The sequence below is a fragment of the Nostoc sp. CCY 9925 genome, from assembly GCF_963920935.1.
Taxonomy (GTDB): Bacteria; Cyanobacteriota; Cyanobacteriia; order Cyanobacteriales; family Nostocaceae; genus Nostoc.
The window spans coordinates 1-18,123 of record NZ_CAWUDO010000038.1 but is presented as its reverse complement, the minus strand read 5'-3'; the positions used below and the strand labels follow the sequence as shown (position 1 = coordinate 18,123).

12 protein-coding genes are annotated in these 18,123 nt (G+C 42.5%); 9 read left to right on the top strand and 3 right to left on the bottom strand.

Annotated elements, in window-relative coordinates:
* The first annotated feature begins 384 nt into the window (after positions 1-384).
* Positions 385-1,860, top strand: a complete 1,476-nt coding sequence (gene gatB, locus ACM0OY_RS19625) for an Asp-tRNA(Asn)/Glu-tRNA(Gln) amidotransferase subunit GatB (RefSeq protein WP_414570528.1) — start codon at positions 385-387, stop codon at positions 1,858-1,860.
* 535 nt (positions 1,861-2,395) lie between these two features.
* Entirely contained in the window at positions 2,396-3,637 is a 1,242-nt protein-coding gene (gene argJ / locus ACM0OY_RS19620; RefSeq protein ID WP_414570527.1) for a bifunctional ornithine acetyltransferase/N-acetylglutamate synthase, read from the top strand.
* Positions 3,638-3,823: 186 nt separating this feature from the next.
* On the opposite strand, the gene ACM0OY_RS19615 is transcribed toward argJ, so the two are convergent.
* Entirely contained in the window at positions 3,824-4,528 is a 705-nt protein-coding gene (locus ACM0OY_RS19615) for a mobilization protein (RefSeq protein WP_414570526.1), read from the bottom strand.
* Between the two features lie 1,163 nt (positions 4,529-5,691).
* Here ACM0OY_RS19615 and ACM0OY_RS19610 point away from each other — a divergent pair.
* From ACM0OY_RS19610 to ACM0OY_RS19580, 7 genes are all read left to right on the top strand, one after another.
* Complete coding sequence (locus tag ACM0OY_RS19610; RefSeq protein WP_414570525.1) at positions 5,692-7,074, top strand: CmpA/NrtA family ABC transporter substrate-binding protein; 1,383 nt, start codon at positions 5,692-5,694, stop codon at positions 7,072-7,074.
* Between the two features lie 157 nt (positions 7,075-7,231).
* Positions 7,232-8,071, top strand: a complete 840-nt coding sequence (gene ntrB, locus ACM0OY_RS19605; protein WP_414570524.1) for a nitrate ABC transporter permease — start codon at positions 7,232-7,234, stop codon at positions 8,069-8,071.
* A gap of 450 nt (positions 8,072-8,521) precedes the next feature.
* Positions 8,522-10,255, top strand: coding sequence for a diflavin flavoprotein (locus tag ACM0OY_RS19600; RefSeq protein ID WP_414570523.1), 1,734 nt, complete (start codon positions 8,522-8,524; stop codon positions 10,253-10,255).
* Between the two features lie 116 nt (positions 10,256-10,371).
* Complete coding sequence (locus ACM0OY_RS19595; RefSeq protein WP_414570522.1) at positions 10,372-10,884, top strand: phosphate-starvation-inducible PsiE family protein; 513 nt, start codon at positions 10,372-10,374, stop codon at positions 10,882-10,884.
* Between the two features lie 95 nt (positions 10,885-10,979).
* The gene (locus ACM0OY_RS19590; RefSeq protein ID WP_414570521.1) at positions 10,980-12,716 is read left to right on the top strand and encodes a diflavin flavoprotein; all 1,737 of its coding nucleotides are present in this window, start codon (positions 10,980-10,982) and stop codon (positions 12,714-12,716) included.
* Between the two features lie 112 nt (positions 12,717-12,828).
* The gene (locus tag ACM0OY_RS19585; RefSeq protein ID WP_414570520.1) at positions 12,829-14,835 is read left to right on the top strand and encodes a nitrate ABC transporter ATP-binding protein; all 2,007 of its coding nucleotides are present in this window, start codon (positions 12,829-12,831) and stop codon (positions 14,833-14,835) included.
* A gap of 263 nt (positions 14,836-15,098) precedes the next feature.
* Positions 15,099-15,953, top strand: a complete 855-nt coding sequence (locus tag ACM0OY_RS19580) for a nitrate ABC transporter ATP-binding protein (protein ID WP_414570518.1) — start codon at positions 15,099-15,101, stop codon at positions 15,951-15,953.
* A gap of 44 nt (positions 15,954-15,997) precedes the next feature.
* Here the strand turns inward: ACM0OY_RS19580 and ACM0OY_RS19575 are convergent, their stop codons facing one another.
* Both ACM0OY_RS19575 and ACM0OY_RS19570 read right to left on the bottom strand, forming a co-directional pair.
* A complete protein-coding gene (locus ACM0OY_RS19575) occupies positions 15,998-16,360 on the bottom strand; it encodes a hypothetical protein (RefSeq protein WP_414570517.1) in 363 nt (120 codons plus the stop codon).
* Between the two features lie 489 nt (positions 16,361-16,849).
* Positions 16,850-18,123 (bottom strand): VCBS domain-containing protein (locus ACM0OY_RS19570; protein WP_414570516.1); only part of this gene is annotated, 1,274 nt, incomplete at its 5' end.

Here is an 18,123-nt window from a genome sequence, read left to right as displayed (position 1 = left end):
TAGACTTCAATAATTTAAGCATATCCTCAATTTAGCTTGATAAACTTAATAAATTATAATGTTAGTTATTATTTTTAATCTATATTAACTTTTTTTAATTAGAAGCTAGTTAAGTATTGCAAAGAAATGCCAAATCAATCCTTCAGGAATATTTATTTAGTACAATTACATGATAGGAAGCTGTTAGGCATTAATGGGTGTCATTAGTCATTAGTCCAAAGTCCAATTATTAATAACCAATAACTAATGACCAATAACTAATGACAAACACTGTACTCAGTTTTTTCAAGTCAGGATAATTCACCAATTAACCGTCTTCAGGGCAACTCCAGACGCCGCTACAATAGTAGCTTAAGAAAGGATTATGCCCAAATTAGTGATATTATGACCTCTGCTACAACTGTAAAAACTGAGTACGAAGCGATTATTGGTCTAGAAACCCATTGTCAACTCAGTACTAATACCAAGATTTTCTCTACTAGCTCTACAGCATTCGGCGCTGACCCCAATACTAACATTGACCCTGTTTGTATGGGTTTACCTGGTGTTTTACCTGTACTAAATCAAAAGGTATTAGAATACGCCGTCAAAGCTGGTTTGGCACTGAATTGTCAAATCGCTAAATATAGCAAATTCGACCGTAAACAATATTTTTATCCAGATTTACCGAAAAATTACCAAATTTCTCAATATGACTTACCGATCGCAGAACATGGTTGGTTAGAAATTGAGTTGGTAGATGCTGAGGGAAAACCCACCCGCAAACGCATTGGCATTACGCGTCTCCACATGGAAGAAGATGCTGGAAAATTGGTACACGCAGGCAGCGATCGCCTTTCCGGTTCTTCCTATTCTTTGGTAGACTACAACCGCGCAGGTGTACCGTTAGTAGAGATTGTCTCGGAACCAGATTTGCGTTCTGGACTCGAAGCTGCTGAATATGCCCAAGAACTACGCCGGATTGTCCGGTATCTCGGCGTCAGCGACGGGAACATGCAAGAAGGATCTCTACGTTGCGATGTCAACATTTCCGTGCGTCCAGTGGGACAAGAGAAGTTTGGCACCAAAGTAGAAATTAAAAACATGAACTCCTTTAGCGCCATCCAACGGGCGATTGACTACGAAATTGAGCGGCAAATCGCAGCTATCGAAGCAGGCGATCGCATTATCCAAGAAACTCGTTTGTGGGAAGAAGGCGCACAACGTACAAGTAGTATGCGGGTGAAGGAAGGTTCCAGTGATTACCGCTACTTTCCCGAACCAGATTTAGCGCCAATTGAGGTGTCAGACGAAGAATTAGAAAAATGGCGCAGCGAACTACCAGAACTACCAGCCCAAAAACGCCATCATTACGAAAATCAATTGGGACTTTCGGCTTACGATGCACGAGTCTTGACAGAAGATCGCCCTGTATCTGAATATTTTGAAGCCGCGATCGCTGCTGGTGCAAATCCCAAAGCTGCTGCTAACTGGATTACTCAAGATATTGCAGGATACCTCAATAAGCAAAAACTCAATATCACTGAAATTGCCCTGACTCCCACCAATTTAGCTGATATCATCACCCGAATTGAAAAGGGCAAAATTAGCAACGCCCAAGCCAAAGAAAAGTTGCCAGACTTACTCAGTGGTATTTCTCCGGAAAAAGCTTTTGCCGGTCAAGAACTAATTACCGATCCTACTGTACTAGAACCCATTGTTGATGAAGTCATAGCCAGCAATCCCAAAGAACTAGAAAAGTATCGTAACGGTAACACCAACCTCAAAGGCTTCTTCGTCGGACAAGTTTTGAAAAAGACAGCCAAACGTGCCGATCCGAAGCTGACTAACGAATTAGTCGAGAAAAAGCTCAACGGCTAGAGTGGAGACTGGGAAGATGAGGAGATGGGGGAGTGTGGGGAGTGTGGGGGGAAAGATTTCTTCCCCATCTTCCCACATCTGCCACACCTCCCAATTACCTAAGTATTTTCCCGGTGTTCTTTACAGAATCTTCATAATAAAACTGGTGACAACCCTCATACCAAAAATGGTATGCTCTGGTAAGTAGATGCACCCTGATGATCTGGAGAGCGACTTAAGTAGCTCTCCTTTTTCGCATTTGGCTTTCGTCATAAGAAAGGTAAAAATAATTATGCTAAGGGCCAGGTGGTGCTTTATGATTTATTGCCATCAGCAAATAAACTCACAACAAAACCAACTAGGGAGTAGGGAGTAGGGAGTGGGGAAACGCTCTTACGCGGGGATGAGCAAAGGCAAAGGTAAGGAGAATAACTCTTAACTCAGCACTCAGCGAGAAGTCAGAGTGGCTGCTTTTGCTGCTCTGAACTTCGGTGATTTAGCACTGGCTCAACGCCCCGCTACCGCAACAGCACTCATCAGGTTGTAAGGGAGAATCATGGCAGATTGGCAAAAAATAACAGGTGGCATCACAGCACCAAGGGGGTATCAAGCGGCGGGAATTACCGCAGGATTGAAGCCTTCGGGGTTGCCGGATTTAGCTTTGATATTTTCAGATGTGGAAGCGATCGCAGCCGGTGTATTCACCACGAGCCAGGTGAAAGCTGCTTGTGTAGAGTATTGTCGCCAACGGTTGCAAGCTAAGCATAGTGCTCGTGCTATCCTTTGCAACGCTGGACAAGCAAATGCCGCTACAGGAAATCAAGGCTGGATTGATGCCCTAGAATCTGGGATGGCAATAGCCCAAGCACTGAGTATTCCCTCGGAATCTGTGTTATTGGCGTCTACTGGCGTGATTGGTCAACGTATTAAGATGGATGCTTTGCGAAGCGGGATTCCAAAGCTAGTAGCAGCACTATCTCCAACAGGCTCAGATGCCGCCGCGGCTGCAATTATCACCACAGACTTGGTACCAAAATCCATTGCCCTAGAGACAACTATAGGCGATCGCCCTGTGCGGATTGGCGGTATTGCTAAGGGTTCTGGCATGATTCACCCCAACATGGCAACCATGCTGGCATTTGTGACTTGTGATGCAGCTGTTTCGCCAGGTCTTTGGCAGCAGATGTTAGCTAGGGCAGCTGATAGAAGCTTTAATTCCATTACTGTGGATGGTGATACCAGCACTAACGACAGCTTAATCGCCTTGGCAAACGGTCAATCTCGCACCCCAGCAATTACAGAATGGGGTGCAGAATCAGATAAATTAGAAGCGATGTTAACAGCAGTTTGCCAGCATTTAGCCAAAGCGATCGCCCGTGATGGTGAAGGTGCAACCTGCCTTATAGAAGTGGAAGTGACTGGCGCCCATGATGAACTCTCAGCCAGACAAATAGCCAAAACCATCGCTGGTTCGTCCTTAGTTAAATCTGCAATCTTTGGACGTGACCCCAACTGGGGACGCATCGCCGCAGCTGCTGGACGCGCAGGTGTGCCCTTTGAGCAAGAAAACCTGCAAATTAAGTTAGGGAATTTCTTAATGTTAGAAAACGGGCAACCCGTACCATTTGACCGTGCGGCAGCCAGCGCCTATTTGAAACAAGCAGCGACGGGTGCTTATCTCCAAGAGGATACAGTATTAATTTCCGTTAGTGTTGGCAATGGTTATGGTACAGGTAAAGCTTGGGGTTGTGATTTGAGTTATGACTACGTGAGGATTAACGCAGAATACACAACTTGAAGAATACAGAATTCAGTTTTGGTAGGGTGGGTTATCTCAAAGGTTAAGAGGATATTTTAAAGAGACTTCCAAGTAATAAAATATTCCAATATTTCTTGTAGGATGGGCATCTAGGCCGTCCTGTGAACTGGGTGGGCTAGATGCCACGGCAAATCACATATTAAGGGTGATTTGCCGAACATGATATTATTTAACTTCTTCATACCATATACCAACGGTTTCAAAAGCAGCATAGGCAAGCTTGAGAAAATTCACCACTCTTTGTTTGCTGATTATTCCAAATTCTTTATACTGTCTTGCCTCCGCAAATGTTAATCTGTGCTGGTCTATAATATTTCTTTCTTTATACGCAAGTTTCGGAAAATCTATAGCCTTAATATTATATTTTTTTACTATCTCTTGTATTGCCACATCGGAATTTACGTGTTCCCAATCATCGCATAAGCCTAAATTTTTGATTAATACATGAGGAACTTTGTCACCATAGCTATTTACAGATTGCTTAAATAGATTTAAGCTGTCATACCCTCCTGTTGAGACAAACCACTTACAAAAATATACCCCTTGTGACTCTCCCAGTTCAATTAACTGATTCTTCTCAATCCATTCCTTGACTGCCCTATGAGATTGTGCCGCTAGATTAGCAATCACTGTCTTAGTCATTGCTATCTCAAAGATTTTATCCGCCTTATCAGCTTGCTTCTCATCTTCTGTAAACACTGCATACTGACATATCCCCTTGTAGACCCCAGCTACATCTGGATTTGACCTATCCGTTTCCACTGGTACAAACGGCATATTCTTATCCAGACAATACTGAATCATTGTTCTAGCGACTAGAGACTTGCCTACCCCTCCTTTTTCCCCATCTATCAAATGAATTGTTGGCATGGCTGCACTCCTTTATGTTTAAATCTGGTATTGATTAAAGTTATCTACAATATAGGACTCCTATTTGATTTTTGAGCAAAATTCTGTACCTTTAATCTTCTATAACCCTATTGCCTCTTGCCTACGGACGGTGAGCACAGCCGAACCGTTGCCTCTTGCCTACTATCGCGCTTGCGCTGCGCTTCTCTGCGAGAGGCTTTGCCAACGCGAACGCGCACCACACAGATAATTTCATAAATCAAAAGGGATTACTATATCATCTTTTGGCTTAGATTAACTTGCCGTTTGCCGCCTAGTACTTTTAGCCACTTTTCCAGATGACTTTTTCTCCGGTGTTATTGGTTGCTGCTGTTGATTAACTACAGCAGTCTCAAGTATATCTACATCACCTCCGGAGCTACTACAAGACCTTGGTCAAATAGCCTCGATTATTGTTACTCACTTCACAATTTTCCTCCCTACGGGAGACGGTGCGCTCAAAATTGTTACGTTCGAGAAAGCGGGGCATACCCCAGCACTCTCGTCTACATGACACTGGGTGTTAGCTACCGATAGACGAACAAGCATAGCACACGGGATCTGTAGTATTCAAAAACGGAATAATACTATCTATCGCAAATTGGTCTTATTTACTATTTAAACCACACTTTCTTGTAGGGTAAGGCAGCTTAAGCTTGGTATAAAATTCTGCTGACTTTTATCTTCTTATCTTGTATTTTAAATCATTTAGCTTTTTGTCTATGATTATGATTGATTTCGTTAATGATTTACTTTTTTATCAATCATAATCTCAAGTTAATAGTATTCATAAATCAGAGTTTATATATTAATAATTACTACTAGACTTGAGACAGATAGATAAACTTTTACTTATACATCCAATCTAATATTTATTTAATAAATGCCGACTCATAGTTAACTAATTGGGCTTTAAAGGCTGTAAACTTATTTCAACCAAGTGAATAACACTTCTGCATCACACCAGAGCAGATTTAATTAATTCATTGAGCTTTTGTTTGAGGCAATAGTAATAGCCATTGAAAAATGGTCTAATTTGTCTTGCAAAATATAGCTTGATTAATCATTGAATAGCAAGAAATATAATATTTTCTTGCTTCAATTGTCATAGCTATAAAAATAAAATTTACATTCCAGGACATATTATGACAGAATTTTTTAATCGAATTTCTCGGCGCAAATTTATCTTCACAGCTGGAGCATCTGCGAGTGCTGTATTGCTCAAAGGTTGTTTGGGTAATCCTCCTGAAAACCTGACTGGTGAAGGAACCCAAGTACAGCAAACTGCTCAGTCGGTTGTTAATATTAGTCCCGAACAAACACCAGAAACTACTACAGTCAAATTAGGATATATTCCGATTGTAGAAGCGGCTCCTTTAATTATTGCTAAAGAGAAAGGCTTTTTTGCCAAATATGGCATGACTAAAGTTGACCTTTCTAAGCAAGCTTCTTGGGGTGCGGCTAGAGATAACGTAGAAATTGGTTCTGCGGGTGGTGGTATTGATGGCGGTCAATGGCAGATGCCAATGCCACATTTAATTACAGAAGGTTTAATTACCAAGGGCAATCAAAAGATTCCCATGTATGTATTATGCCAATTAATCACACATGGAAATGGAATTGCGATCGCCAGCAAGCACCAAGGCAAAGGTATCAGTTTACAACTGGCTAGCGCTAAATCCCTGTTCACCGAACTCAAATCTTCAACCCCCTTCACCGCAGCATTCACCTTTCCCCACGTCAACCAAGATTTGTGGATTCGCTACTGGTTAGCAGCAGGCGGTTTAGACCCAGATACAGATGTGAAATTGCTCACAGTACCAGCAGCGCAAACTGTAGCCAACATGAAAACAGGAACAATGGATGCCTTTAGTACAGGTGACCCCTGGCCTTATCGTCTTGTTCAAGACAAAATTGGCTATGTAGCAGCATTAACCGCAGAAATTTGGAAGAATCATCCTGAAGAATATCTTGCCATGAGAGCCGACTGGGTTGATAAAAATCCCAAAGCAACCAAAGCAATTTTAAAAGGCATTATGGAGGCTCAACAGTGGTTAGATAATTTTGACAACCGCAAAGAAGCCGCTCAAATTCTTGCTGGACGAAATTATTTTAATCTGGCGTCACCTGAAATTCTTGCAGACCCATTCCAAGGCAAGTATGACATGGGTGATGGTCGCAAAATTGATGATAAATCAATGGCAGCTTACTACTGGAAAGATGAAAAAGGTAATGTTTCTTATCCTTACAAAAGTCATGATTTATGGTTCATTGTGGAAAATGTCCGTTGGGGATTTTTACCAAAAGACTACATTGCCAATAATGCCGCAAAAGCGAAGGAACTAATTAATAAAGTCAACCGCGAAGATATTTGGAAAGAAGCGGCTAAAGAAGCTGGTATTGCCACTGCTGAAATTCCTACAAACACATCTCGTGGTGTAGAAGAGTTTTTTGATGGCATTAAATTCGACCCCGAAAAGCCAGAAGAATATCTCAAGAGTTTGAAAATCAAGAAGGTCAATATTTAATTGCGCATTGGGCATTGGGCATTGGGCATGGGGCATTCAGAAAGAATGACCAATGACTAATGACCAATACTTCGGCTTCTCTACGAGACGCTACGCGAACGCTCAGTACAAGTGACTAATGACTAATGACAAATAAAATTTGAGGAGTAGATAGATTATGACATTAGCCCAAAAACGCCCTGCAAGCCCTAGATTTAATAATGGCTTTATATCCCGTCTGCAAAAGCAATTTCCTGACCTTATACCACCAGCGATCGCCATTTCCATATTTCTAGTTCTGTGGCAATTATTTGCTTGGACTCCCGGTGCAACATTACCAGGACCAATACAGGTTATACAAGACACGTGGATACTTATTTTCTGGCCATTTTATGACCGAGGTGGCATCGATAAAGGTTTGTTTTGGCAAATTTTAGCAAGTCTACAACGAGTCGCTATTAGTTATACACTTGCGGCAATTGTAGGTATTGGCTTGGGCATTTTAATTGGTGTTAATAAAACCATGTCCAAGGCTTTAGATCCTCTGTTTCAATTATTGCGGACTGTACCACCTTTAGCTTGGGTACCAATTTCTTTAGCAGCTTTACGACAAAACGAACCAGCAGCGTTATTCGTAATTTTCATTACTGCTATTTGGCCGATTTTAATTAACACTGCTGTCGGCGTTACTCAAATTCCCCAAGATTACAACAACGTCGCCAAAGTTCTACAACTTAGCCGCAAAGAATATTTCACTAATATCTTGATTCCTGCGGCATTACCCTATATTTTTACCGGTTTGAGAATTGCGATCGGTTTAGCTTGGTTAGCGATTATCGCCGCTGAAATCGTCATGTCTGGTATTGTGGGAATTGGCTTTTTTATCTGGGATGCGTATCAAAATAACAACGTCAGCGAAGTGATTTTGGCTCTGGTTTATATCGGCGTTGTTGGTTTACTGCTAGATAAAGCGATGGCTTGGCTGCAAAACAAGATTTTACCGGCAGAACAGAAGTAATCATCAGTGATGAGTTATACAACAGAATTCAGAATAGGCAAGTAAAACAGTCTTTACAGAAGGCTACCAGACTTAGGTTGGTGCTTCAGGAATTTGAAATCTGCTGCAAATTTATAACTCCTAGTTAAATTAATACGCTTGGGTTAAAGCTTGATTCTCCTAGGCTTCCTTAAAAAGGAAGGAATTAAGTCTAAATTTTTAAAGGAAGCTGGCGAACTCTTTCGCTACTAAATATCACTAACCCAAGCGTATTTCTCTTTGAATAGTTTCAATCTTTGCTAGAAAACTAATGATAACCATTGATTTATTCAATGATAAATCAATAGGAATGAACAATAAATCTTTTTGATAGTTAACTTTAGAAATTGGCATTTTACTAATTAAACATTTCAAGTAAATATAAGAAGTAAGCACAGTTGCTCTAGATAATCTCTTGATTGGAGAAAACCAATGGTCGCACTCACACAGCCTACTCAAGTTATTCCCAACACCGGACGTTTAACAATTGAAACTGTTGAAATTGCTCCCGAAACAACTGCTATTCGTTGTCTTGATTGGGATAGAGAACGTTTTGATGTCGAGTTTGGTTTACGGAATGGCACGACCTATAATTCTTTTTTAATTCAAGGAGAAAAACTAGCTTTAGTTGATACTTCTCATGGCAAGTTTGAGGAGTTATATCTGGAGATAGTGACAGGATTAATCGACCCAACTAAAATAGACTATTTGATTGTTAGTCACACTGAACCAGACCATAGTGGCTTAGTCAAAAATATTTTACAACTAGCTCCTGACATTACTGTTGTTGGTGCGAAGATAGCTATTCAATTTTTGGAAAATATGATTCACCAGCCTTTTAAATCAAAGCTGGTAAAAAGTGGAGAGTTGTTAGATTTAGGCGACGGGCATAAATTAGAATTTATCTCGGCTCCTAACTTACACTGGCCTGATACAATCTTGACTTATGACCACAAAACAGGCACTCTTTACACCTGCGATGTGTTTGGAATGCACTACTGTGATGACCATACTTATGATGAGAATCTGACCATCATCGAAGAAGATTTTAAATATTACTATGATTGCCTGATGGCTCCTAATGCTCGGTCTGTATTGGCAGCTTTAAAGCGAATTGAAAAGTTAGAAATCAAAACAGTTGCTACAGGACACGGGCCTTTACTAAAAGAGTATATTTCCGAATGGCTGGGACGCTATCAAAATTGGAGTTTAGAACAAGCCAAAACAGAGACATTAGTGGCTTTATTTTACGTTGAAGATTACGGTTATAGCGAGCATTTAGTAAGGGCGATCGCCCATGGAATTGCAAAAACAGGTGTGGCGGTAGAATTAGTAGCTTTAAATAATGCCGAGCCTCAAGAAGTTCGAGAATTAGTTGACCAAGCTGCTGGTTTAGTTGTTGGAATGCCTCCCCAATCATCAGATGTTCCTCAGGCAGCTTTAAAGATTATCTTAGCTGCTGCTCATAATAAACAAGCCATTGGTTTATTAGAGTCGGGAGGAGGAGAAGATGAGCCTGTTTTTCCCTTACGGAATAAGTTTCAAGAATTGGGATTAATTGAAGCATTTACCCCAATTTTAGTTAAAGAAGCTCCTTCCAAGGTACTAGAGCAACTTTGCGATGAAGCGGGGACAGATATGGGTCAATGGTTGAACCGCGATCGCACCATCAAACAAATTAAATCCATTGATAACGAATTAGAGAAATCCTTAGGGCGAATTAGCACAGGATTGTATATTATCACCGCCAAAAAAGAAGAAGTTCAAAGTGCAATGCTGGCTTCTTGGGTAACACAAGCAAGTTTGAATCCTTTAGGCGTAGCGATCGCTGTAGCCAAAGACCGGGCCATAGAATCATTAATGCACGTTGGCGATCGCTTTGTCTTAAATATTTTAGAAGAAGGCAGATATCAAGGATTAATGAAACATTTCCTCAAGCGTTTTGCCCCCGGTGCAGACCGCTTTGCGGGAATTAAAACATATCCTGCTGCTACCAACGAATCCCCCATTTTAGCTGAAGCTTTAGCTTATCTTGAATGTGAAATCACCAGCCGCATGGACTGTGGAGACCATTGGGTGATTTATAGCACCGTCCAAACTGGCCGAGTCGCCAAAGTCAACGGACTCACCGCCGTCCATCACCGCAAAATTGGCAATCATTACTAAATTGGTCATTAGTCATTGGTCATTGGTCATTGGTCGTTAGTTGTTGGTTATTTCTCCCCCTGCCTCCCCTGCTCCCCCCGCTCCTCCACTCCCCCGCTCCTCACTCACAAAAAGCTATGTATAAGACTGCTCAAGATAGCTCAATTCCTACTTATGAAATCCATCGGAAACGCATCGTACAAACCTTGGAATTGATTCAAGATTTGATTGTAATTTCTCTTTGTCTTGGTTTGTTTTGCTTCATGGTAATTCAGGTGAGAGATATGTTTTTCTCCCTGCTTCCTCCACTGGATTTTCATGTTGTGACTGCCGATATTCTCTTTTTGCTCATCTTAGTTGAGTTATTTCGGCTGCTGATTATTTACTTACAAGAACAACGAATATCTATTGGCGTAGCTGTGGAAGTCTCTATTGTTTCCGCCTTACGAGAAGTCATTGTTAAAGGAGTTTTAGAAACTAATTGGAGTCAAATTTTAGCTACTTGTGCCTTCTTATTAGTTTTAGGAGTAATACTAGTTGTTCGAGTTTGGCTACCCCCCACATTTGAAGGCATCGACCCCGAACAAGCAATATCTAAACGCTATAAAAATCGAGCCAAATCGGAATTAGTCGAAAGTAATGGCAATTAATCGAGAAATAAGGAGATAAGGGGACAAATTGCAACAAATCTTTCCCCTTTTCCCTTTTCCCCTTTCCCCTTTCCCCTTCCCCGATAGAGGTTACTATGTCTGCTAATACTTTAATTACCAGTCGTCCGAGAGATGTGCAGGTTGCTGAGATTGGTAAAGATACGCTGGTTTTGCGATCGCGGACTTGGGAACGACTAAAATTTGAAGTTGAGTATTCCCGCCAACGGGGAACTACGGCAAATTCTTATCTAATTCAAGCTGATAAAAAAGCTTTAATCGATCCTCCCGGTGAATCTTTTACAGAAATTTATCTCCAAGAATTAGCACAATATCTAGATTTCACTACCCTAGATTACATTGTTCTCGGTCATGTCAACCCGAACCGCAGAGCCACCTTACAAGTACTGTTTTCTCAAGCTACTCAAGCTACTTTAATTTGTTCTCGCCCCGCTGCTAATGCTTTAAAAACTGCTTTTCCGCAATGGGAATCGCGCATTCAAGCTGTCCGTTCCGAGGATACTTTGGATTTAGGACAAGGACATCATCTCACATTTGTGAGCGTACCGACTCCTCGGTGGGCAGATGGATTGTGTACTTATGATTCTGCTACCAAAATTCTCTACACAGACAAGTTTTTTGGCGCTCATATTTGCGAAGATACCCTCTTCGATGAAGACTGGAAAAGTTTAGATGCAGAACGTCATTACTATTTTGATTGTCTCCACGCATCCCAAGCCAAACAAGTCGAAGTTGCTTTAGAAAAGCTTTCGGTTTTCCCAGCAAAATGTTATGCTCCTGCTCATGGCCCTGTTGTTCGTTACAGCCTCAGCCGATTTACTTTTGATTATCGTCAATGGTGTCAAAAACAGAAATTACAAGAATTGAGTGTTGCTTTACTTTATGCCTCTGCTTACGGAAATACGGCAATTGTAGCTAATGCGATCGCTCAAGGTTTAATTCAATATGGAGTCAATGTAGAGTCCATTAATTGTGAGTTGGCAGAACCAGCAGAAATTACCCGCATTGTCGAAGCTTGCGACGGATTTATTATTGGTTCACCCACCTTAGGCGGTCATGCACCAACCCAAATTCAAACAGCTTTAGGAATAGTTCTCGCCACAGCAGCTAAAACAAAATTAGCAGGAGTATTTGGTTCTTATGGCTGGAGTGGAGAAGCAATTGATTTACTTGAAAGTAAGCTCAAAGATGCCAATTATCTTCTAGGATTTGAAACAATTAGAGTCCGCTTTACTCCTACATCTGAAATTCTTCAACAATGCCAAGAAGCAGGCGCTTCCTTTGCCCAAAACTTGAAGAAAACTAAAAAATTGCGGACTGCGCGTCAAGTTGTCACAGAAACCCAAGTAGACCGCACCGAACAAGCAGTGGGGCGGATTATTGGTTCCTTGTGTGTTTTAACAACTCGTGATGAAGAAAGCCACAAAGGAGTTTTAACCTCTTGGGTATCTCAAGCAACTTTTAATCCACCGGGGATTATGATTGCCATTGCTGACGAACAAAATGCAGATTTAATGTGTCATCCCGGCGATAAATTTGTTTTGAATATTCTCAAAGAAGGCAGAAATGTCCGCCGCTATTTTTCTCGTAATAGCGTTTTAGGAAATAATCCTTTTGTCAATCTTTCTACACAAACTGCCGACAATGGTTGCCTGATTCTCACCGAAGCATTGTCCTATTTAGAATGTACCGTACAAAATCAAATGAAATGTGGTGACAGATGGTTAATTTATGCCCTAGTCGATAAAGGTCAAGTATTAGAAAACGATGGCTTCACTGCCCTCGAATACCGTAAATCTGGCAGCTACTATTAATTCGTAATTCGTAATTCGTAATTCGTAATTATTGAAAAACTAGCTGCTGTCTGCTGTTTACTCACTTATCTGTTGTAAATTTTCTGAGCAAATTACAAATTTTAAAACTGCCATGTCTACATTTGTTGCTGTCGATCAAATTGATAAAGTTTTTGAATTAACCGGCGGTGGTAAATATATTGCCCTCAAAGGAATTGACCTAGAAATTAAAAAAGGAGAATTTGTTTCTTTAATTGGTCACTCCGGTTGCGGCAAATCTACATTATTGAATATGATTGCAGGTTTGGATTTGCCTAGTGAAGGTGTTGTCACCTTAGAAGGGCAAAAAATCAGCAGACCAGGCCCCGATAGAATGGTGGTTTTTCAAAACTATTCGCTATTACCTTGGCGGACAGTGAGAGAAAATATTGCCCTAGCTGTAGATTCAGTAATGAAGGGCGTACCCGCAGCTGAACGCAACGCCATTATCGAAAAACATATCGATATGGTGGGCTTGCGTCCCCATGCTGACAAACAGCCGGGAATGTTATCTGGGGGACAAAAGCAGCGTGTAGCGATCGCCCGCGCTTTAGCGATTCGTCCCAAGCTGCTACTATTAGATGAACCCTTCGGCGCGTTGGATGCACTCACTCGCGGTAATTTGCAAGAACAACTCATGCAAATTTGCGAAGAAAATGAAGTTACTGCTGTGATGGTTACCCATGATGTAGACGAAGCAGTGCTATTATCTGACAGAATTGTGATGCTCACCAACGGCCCCGAATCGAAAATTGGTGACATTTTAGAAGTAGATATTCCCAGACCCCGCAAGCGCATGGAAGTTGTCGAACATCCTAGCTACTACAGCTTGCGGAGTGAGATGATTTACTTCCTCAATCAGCAAAAACGGATTAAGAAAATTCGCGCCCGAAAAACTGCCGACATTTCCCGTCATGGCTTAGAAAAAGTTAATTTAGAAATCGGCTTTTTACCACTCACCGCTTGCGCTCCCTTAGCAGTTGCTAAAGAAAAAGGCTTTTTTACCAAGCATGGTTTAGATGAAGTTCACCTAGTGCGCGAAAGTAGCTGGCGGGGTATAGTTGATGGCATGAGTGGCGGTTATTTGGATGCGGCTCAAATGCCTTCCGGGATGCCCATGTGGCTGACTTTGGGAGGACACAACAACCAACCTTTGCCCGTTGTCACCGCCCTCACCATGACCCGCAACGGTAACGCCATTACCTTAGCAAAACGCTTTTACGACCAAGGCGTGCAAAGCTTATCAGACTTCAAAAGATATCTGCTTAGTACTCGCGACCAAAGGCACACAATGGGAGTAGTGCATCCCGCATCTATGCACAACTTACTCCTGCGTTACTGGTTAGCCGCTGGTGGAATCGACCCTGACGGCGATGTAGACATGAAGACCATTCCCCCAGCCCAGATGGTAGCCGACTTGCAAGCCGGAAGCATTGATGGTTACTGCGTCGGCGAACCTTGGAACTACCGCGCCGCCGCCGAAAATGTTGGCTTTACCATCGCCACCGACTTAGAAGTTTGGCTAGGACACCCCGGTAAAGTTCTGGGAGTGCGGGAAGATTGGGCAGAAGCTTATCCAAACACCCACATTGCCTTAACTAAAGCATTGCTAGAAGCTTGTCAATACTGTGCAAATCCCGAAAATGCCCTAGAGATTCGCCAAATTTTAGCAAGTCGAGATTATGTCAGCACTGATTTAGAATACATCCAACTCGAAGATCCAGATAGTCTCACCTGTGATATTGACCATCCCCTGCGAGACTATGCCCACCACCAGTTTTATTCCGAGTCTGCCATTAACCGCCCCAGTCGCACCGAACAAATTTGGATTATGAGTCAATTAGCGCGTTGGGGTGACACTCCCTTCCCCAGAAATTGGGTGGAAGTTGTCGAACGTGTATGTCGAGTGCGTGTTTTCAGCACAGCCGCACGAGAATTAGGCTTAGATATTAGCTACATTCGCCAACCCATCCAACTATTTGATGGTACTCCCTTTAACGCCGACGATCCAATTGCCTATCTCAACAGCTTGAAAATTAAACGCGATTTCTCAGTCGCCGAAGTTATTCTTGATGCACCAAGAAGAAAACTTGCTTCATAAAAGAATGGTGAGAGAAAGAGGCAGTGGAAGAAGTAGGACATCACGCACCAGCCTTTGAACTCTATTAACAACTAATACACTTGAGTTAAACATTTCTTCCTTCTCTTCCTTTGCGTTCTTTGCGTCCTTGGCGGTTCGTTAAAAAAAATTGACTTTGACAAACAGTCAACCCTTAACTGAACCGTATTGCATTAATGAGCCTTGAACTTTAATAGTTCGCCGCCAAGAGTCCCCAATACCTAATACCCAATAACCAAATCACCATGCAAAACCGCAATTCAACAGTTACCGACCTCAGAAAGCCATTAGAAAATACAGCCACCACCCGTCAGCCCTTCCTAGAAATCAAAGACGTTACCAAAGTCTATCCCACAAAAAAAGGCCCTTTCACCGTACTCGATGGCGTTAACCTCAACGTCGAACAAGGCGAGTTTATTTGTGTCATCGGTCACTCTGGCTGCGGTAAATCCACGCTATTAAACATGGTATCCGGTTTTAACTTTCCCACCTCCGGGCAAGTATTACTAGAAGGACAGCCCATTACCAAACCAGGCCCAGACAGAATGGTTGTCTTCCAAAACTACGCTTTGCTACCGTGGCGGACTGCTTTTGAAAATATTTATTTAGCTGTTAATGCCGTTTATCCTAATAAACCACAAGCTGAAAAAAGAGCGATCGTGCGCGATCATTTAGCAATGGTGGGACTGGCTGACGCAATGGAAAAGAAACCAATGCAAATGTCTGGCGGTATGAGACAAAGAGTTTCCATCGCCCGCGCTTTGGCGATTCGTCCCAAAGTCTTAATTTTAGACGAACCTTTTGGGGCGCTGGATGCCATTACCAAAGAAGAGTTACAAGAAGAACTGCTGAAAATTTGGAATGAAAACCGCTGTACAGTGTTGATGATTACCCACGACATCGATGAGGCGCTATTTTTAGCAGATAAATTGGTGATGATGACTAACGGCCCCCATGCAAAGATTGGCGAAGTCATGGAAATTCCTTTTTCTCGTCCCCGCGATCGCGCCCGTATCATGGAAGATCCACAATACTATCAACTGCGTAACTATGCCTTAGACTTCCTGTTTAACCGTTTCGCTCATGATGACGTAGGTTAACTTGAAGTATACAGATAGGGGCACAATATATTGTGCCCTGACGATTAACTTGCGGGTAAAACCGCGCTTTGACGTACAGGACGCTTGCGATCGCTTTTCCGAACTCCTCCAGCCTTGTAATATTCGTCGCTATTGTGACCAAATTTATAAGCTATACCACGCAAAAATTGATCGGAATAATCTGCTAAATCTTTTTCACTTTCGACAATATGAGTTAGCAATATATCAATATTGGAGAGGGCGGTATTGTATGCTTCTATAGATTCTCGCAGGCTTTCGATTTTGTCAGTATAATCTTTGACTGTCAATCCCTCTCTCACCTCAAGAGTTGGATTGATAGATTTAACACTTGCTAGTCGTACTTGAGCTTTTTCGAGTGTACGTGAACTGCGTTTTGCTCTTCCCATAATTAACACCAAGTTAATGAATGTACTACATATCTATGGTGGACAATTGTATAAAAAGTTGTCATACGTAAAATTGTTGATTTTTCTGCAAAAATCTAAAATTTCAGTGATTTCCAGCATTCTTTACCGATTGATATCGTGTCCGGTTAATTTTCCCCCCTTGTAAAGTGGGGATTAAGGGGGTAAAAATTGGTGTAACGTAAGTGTGTTTGCCATCAAGTCAAGGCAGAAGCTCTTACAAGGAAGGCGGAAGTTCTTGCAGGCTGCGCGATATACTGAAACGTCAAGGCAGAAAGTCTTACAAGGAAGGCAGAAAGTCTTACAGGCAAGACGGAAGCTCTTACAGCCTGCGCGATATACTGAAACGTCAAGGCAGAAAGTCTTACAGGGCAGACAAAAGCTCTTGCAAGGACAGTGTAACGCACCAAATTCTTCAAAATAGCGCGATTGCACTTCAAATTGTCTCAAGTGCGATCGCTCTATTTACACTTAAACAATTGCCAAATTAGTCAAGCTACCGCCAAACCCGGTAATCTCAATCACCGCATCGCTGGTAGATTGGAAACCAGCACTGCCATTATTCAGCGCCAGGAAAGTGCGGCTACCAAAACTAAAGGTGGCTGCACGGTTGGCAACAAAGCTACCGTTAGTCAACACCGCACTGATTGAGTCTTGGGTTAAAGCACTTACCGCCCCCAGTTCGGCAAGGTTAACCGCACTAACAGCAGTGGGGCCATCGATGATATCTGTGCGAATTTCCAGGTCGGTGATGCGGTCAAAATTACTGAGTGGCGAATCACTCAAGGCGAAGCGGAAAGTATCAGCGCCTAAACCGCCCGTGAGAGTATCAGCACCAGCACCGCCAACTAACAAATCATCACCGTTACCACCGCCCAGGAGAATATCGTTGCCCAATCCGCCAATGAGGGTATCATTGCCATTACCGCCATCAAGGTAATCAGGCCCATCATTGCCTGTGAGGCTGTCTGTACCATTGCCGCCAAATTGGCGAGTGCCAATGAGTAGGTTGACAGTACCGAGTGCGGTGCCGCCTTTGCCATCGCTAAGGGTGTATTTAAAGCTACGATTGCCACTGGTGGTGGGATTGAAGATGATAAAATCGTCAGCAGTGTTGGCAGGGGTGCCATTATTATTGAATGTGACAGTGCCACCCACTGGGTTACTCACCCCAGTAATCGATAAGACATCGCCAGTATCCACATCGCTGTCGTTGGCAAGTAGGGTGACGACAGAAATGTTCAATGGCGTGTTTTGGGTAGCAACTAAGGAGTCTGTGCCTGCAACTGGGTTATCGTTGACACCGTTGATGGTCACAGTGATATCCTGGCTGTCTGTACCGTCAACAGATTGCACAGTGAAGGTTTCGTTTTTGGTCACCCCTGCACCCAGAGATTGCACTGCACTATTGGCAACGCTGTAATTCCAGGTTCCAGTATCAGTGATGGTGAGACTGCCGAGATTGCCAGTAGCAGAGGTAACGCTGGTGTTAAATTTGTTCTCCCCGGTATCGACATCAGCAACAGTTAATGCGCCCGTCGCCGTTAAATTGGGCGTGCTGGTATCTTCAGTAACTGCTGCTGTAGCTGTACCTGTGATGGTAGTGGTATCGTTGACACCAGTAATCGTGACAACAATGTTTTGGCTAGCAGTACCGTCAACAGATTGCACAGTGAAGGTTTCATTTTTAGTCACCCCTGCACCCAGAGATTGCACTGCACTATTGGCAACGCTGTAATTCCAGG

What these genes read in the sequence shown, in the direction of transcription:
- gatB (WP_414570528.1), top strand. Translation starts at nt 385, where the DNA reads ATGACCTCTGCTACAACTGTAAAAACTGAGTACGAAGCGATTATTGGT.
- argJ (WP_414570527.1), top strand. Translation starts at nt 2,396, where the DNA reads ATGGCAGATTGGCAAAAAATAACAGGTGGCATCACAGCACCAAGGGGG.
- ACM0OY_RS19615 (WP_414570526.1), bottom strand. Translation starts at nt 4,528, where the DNA reads ATGCCAACAATTCATTTGATAGATGGGGAAAAAGGAGGGGTAGGCAAG.
- ACM0OY_RS19610 (WP_414570525.1), top strand. Translation starts at nt 5,692, where the DNA reads ATGACAGAATTTTTTAATCGAATTTCTCGGCGCAAATTTATCTTCACA.
- ntrB (WP_414570524.1), top strand. Translation starts at nt 7,232, where the DNA reads ATGACATTAGCCCAAAAACGCCCTGCAAGCCCTAGATTTAATAATGGC.
- ACM0OY_RS19600 (WP_414570523.1), top strand. Translation starts at nt 8,522, where the DNA reads ATGGTCGCACTCACACAGCCTACTCAAGTTATTCCCAACACCGGACGT.
- ACM0OY_RS19595 (WP_414570522.1), top strand. Translation starts at nt 10,372, where the DNA reads ATGTATAAGACTGCTCAAGATAGCTCAATTCCTACTTATGAAATCCAT.
- ACM0OY_RS19590 (WP_414570521.1), top strand. Translation starts at nt 10,980, where the DNA reads ATGTCTGCTAATACTTTAATTACCAGTCGTCCGAGAGATGTGCAGGTT.
- ACM0OY_RS19585 (WP_414570520.1), top strand. Translation starts at nt 12,829, where the DNA reads ATGTCTACATTTGTTGCTGTCGATCAAATTGATAAAGTTTTTGAATTA.
- ACM0OY_RS19580 (WP_414570518.1), top strand. Translation starts at nt 15,099, where the DNA reads ATGCAAAACCGCAATTCAACAGTTACCGACCTCAGAAAGCCATTAGAA.
- ACM0OY_RS19575 (WP_414570517.1), bottom strand. Translation starts at nt 16,360, where the DNA reads ATGGGAAGAGCAAAACGCAGTTCACGTACACTCGAAAAAGCTCAAGTA.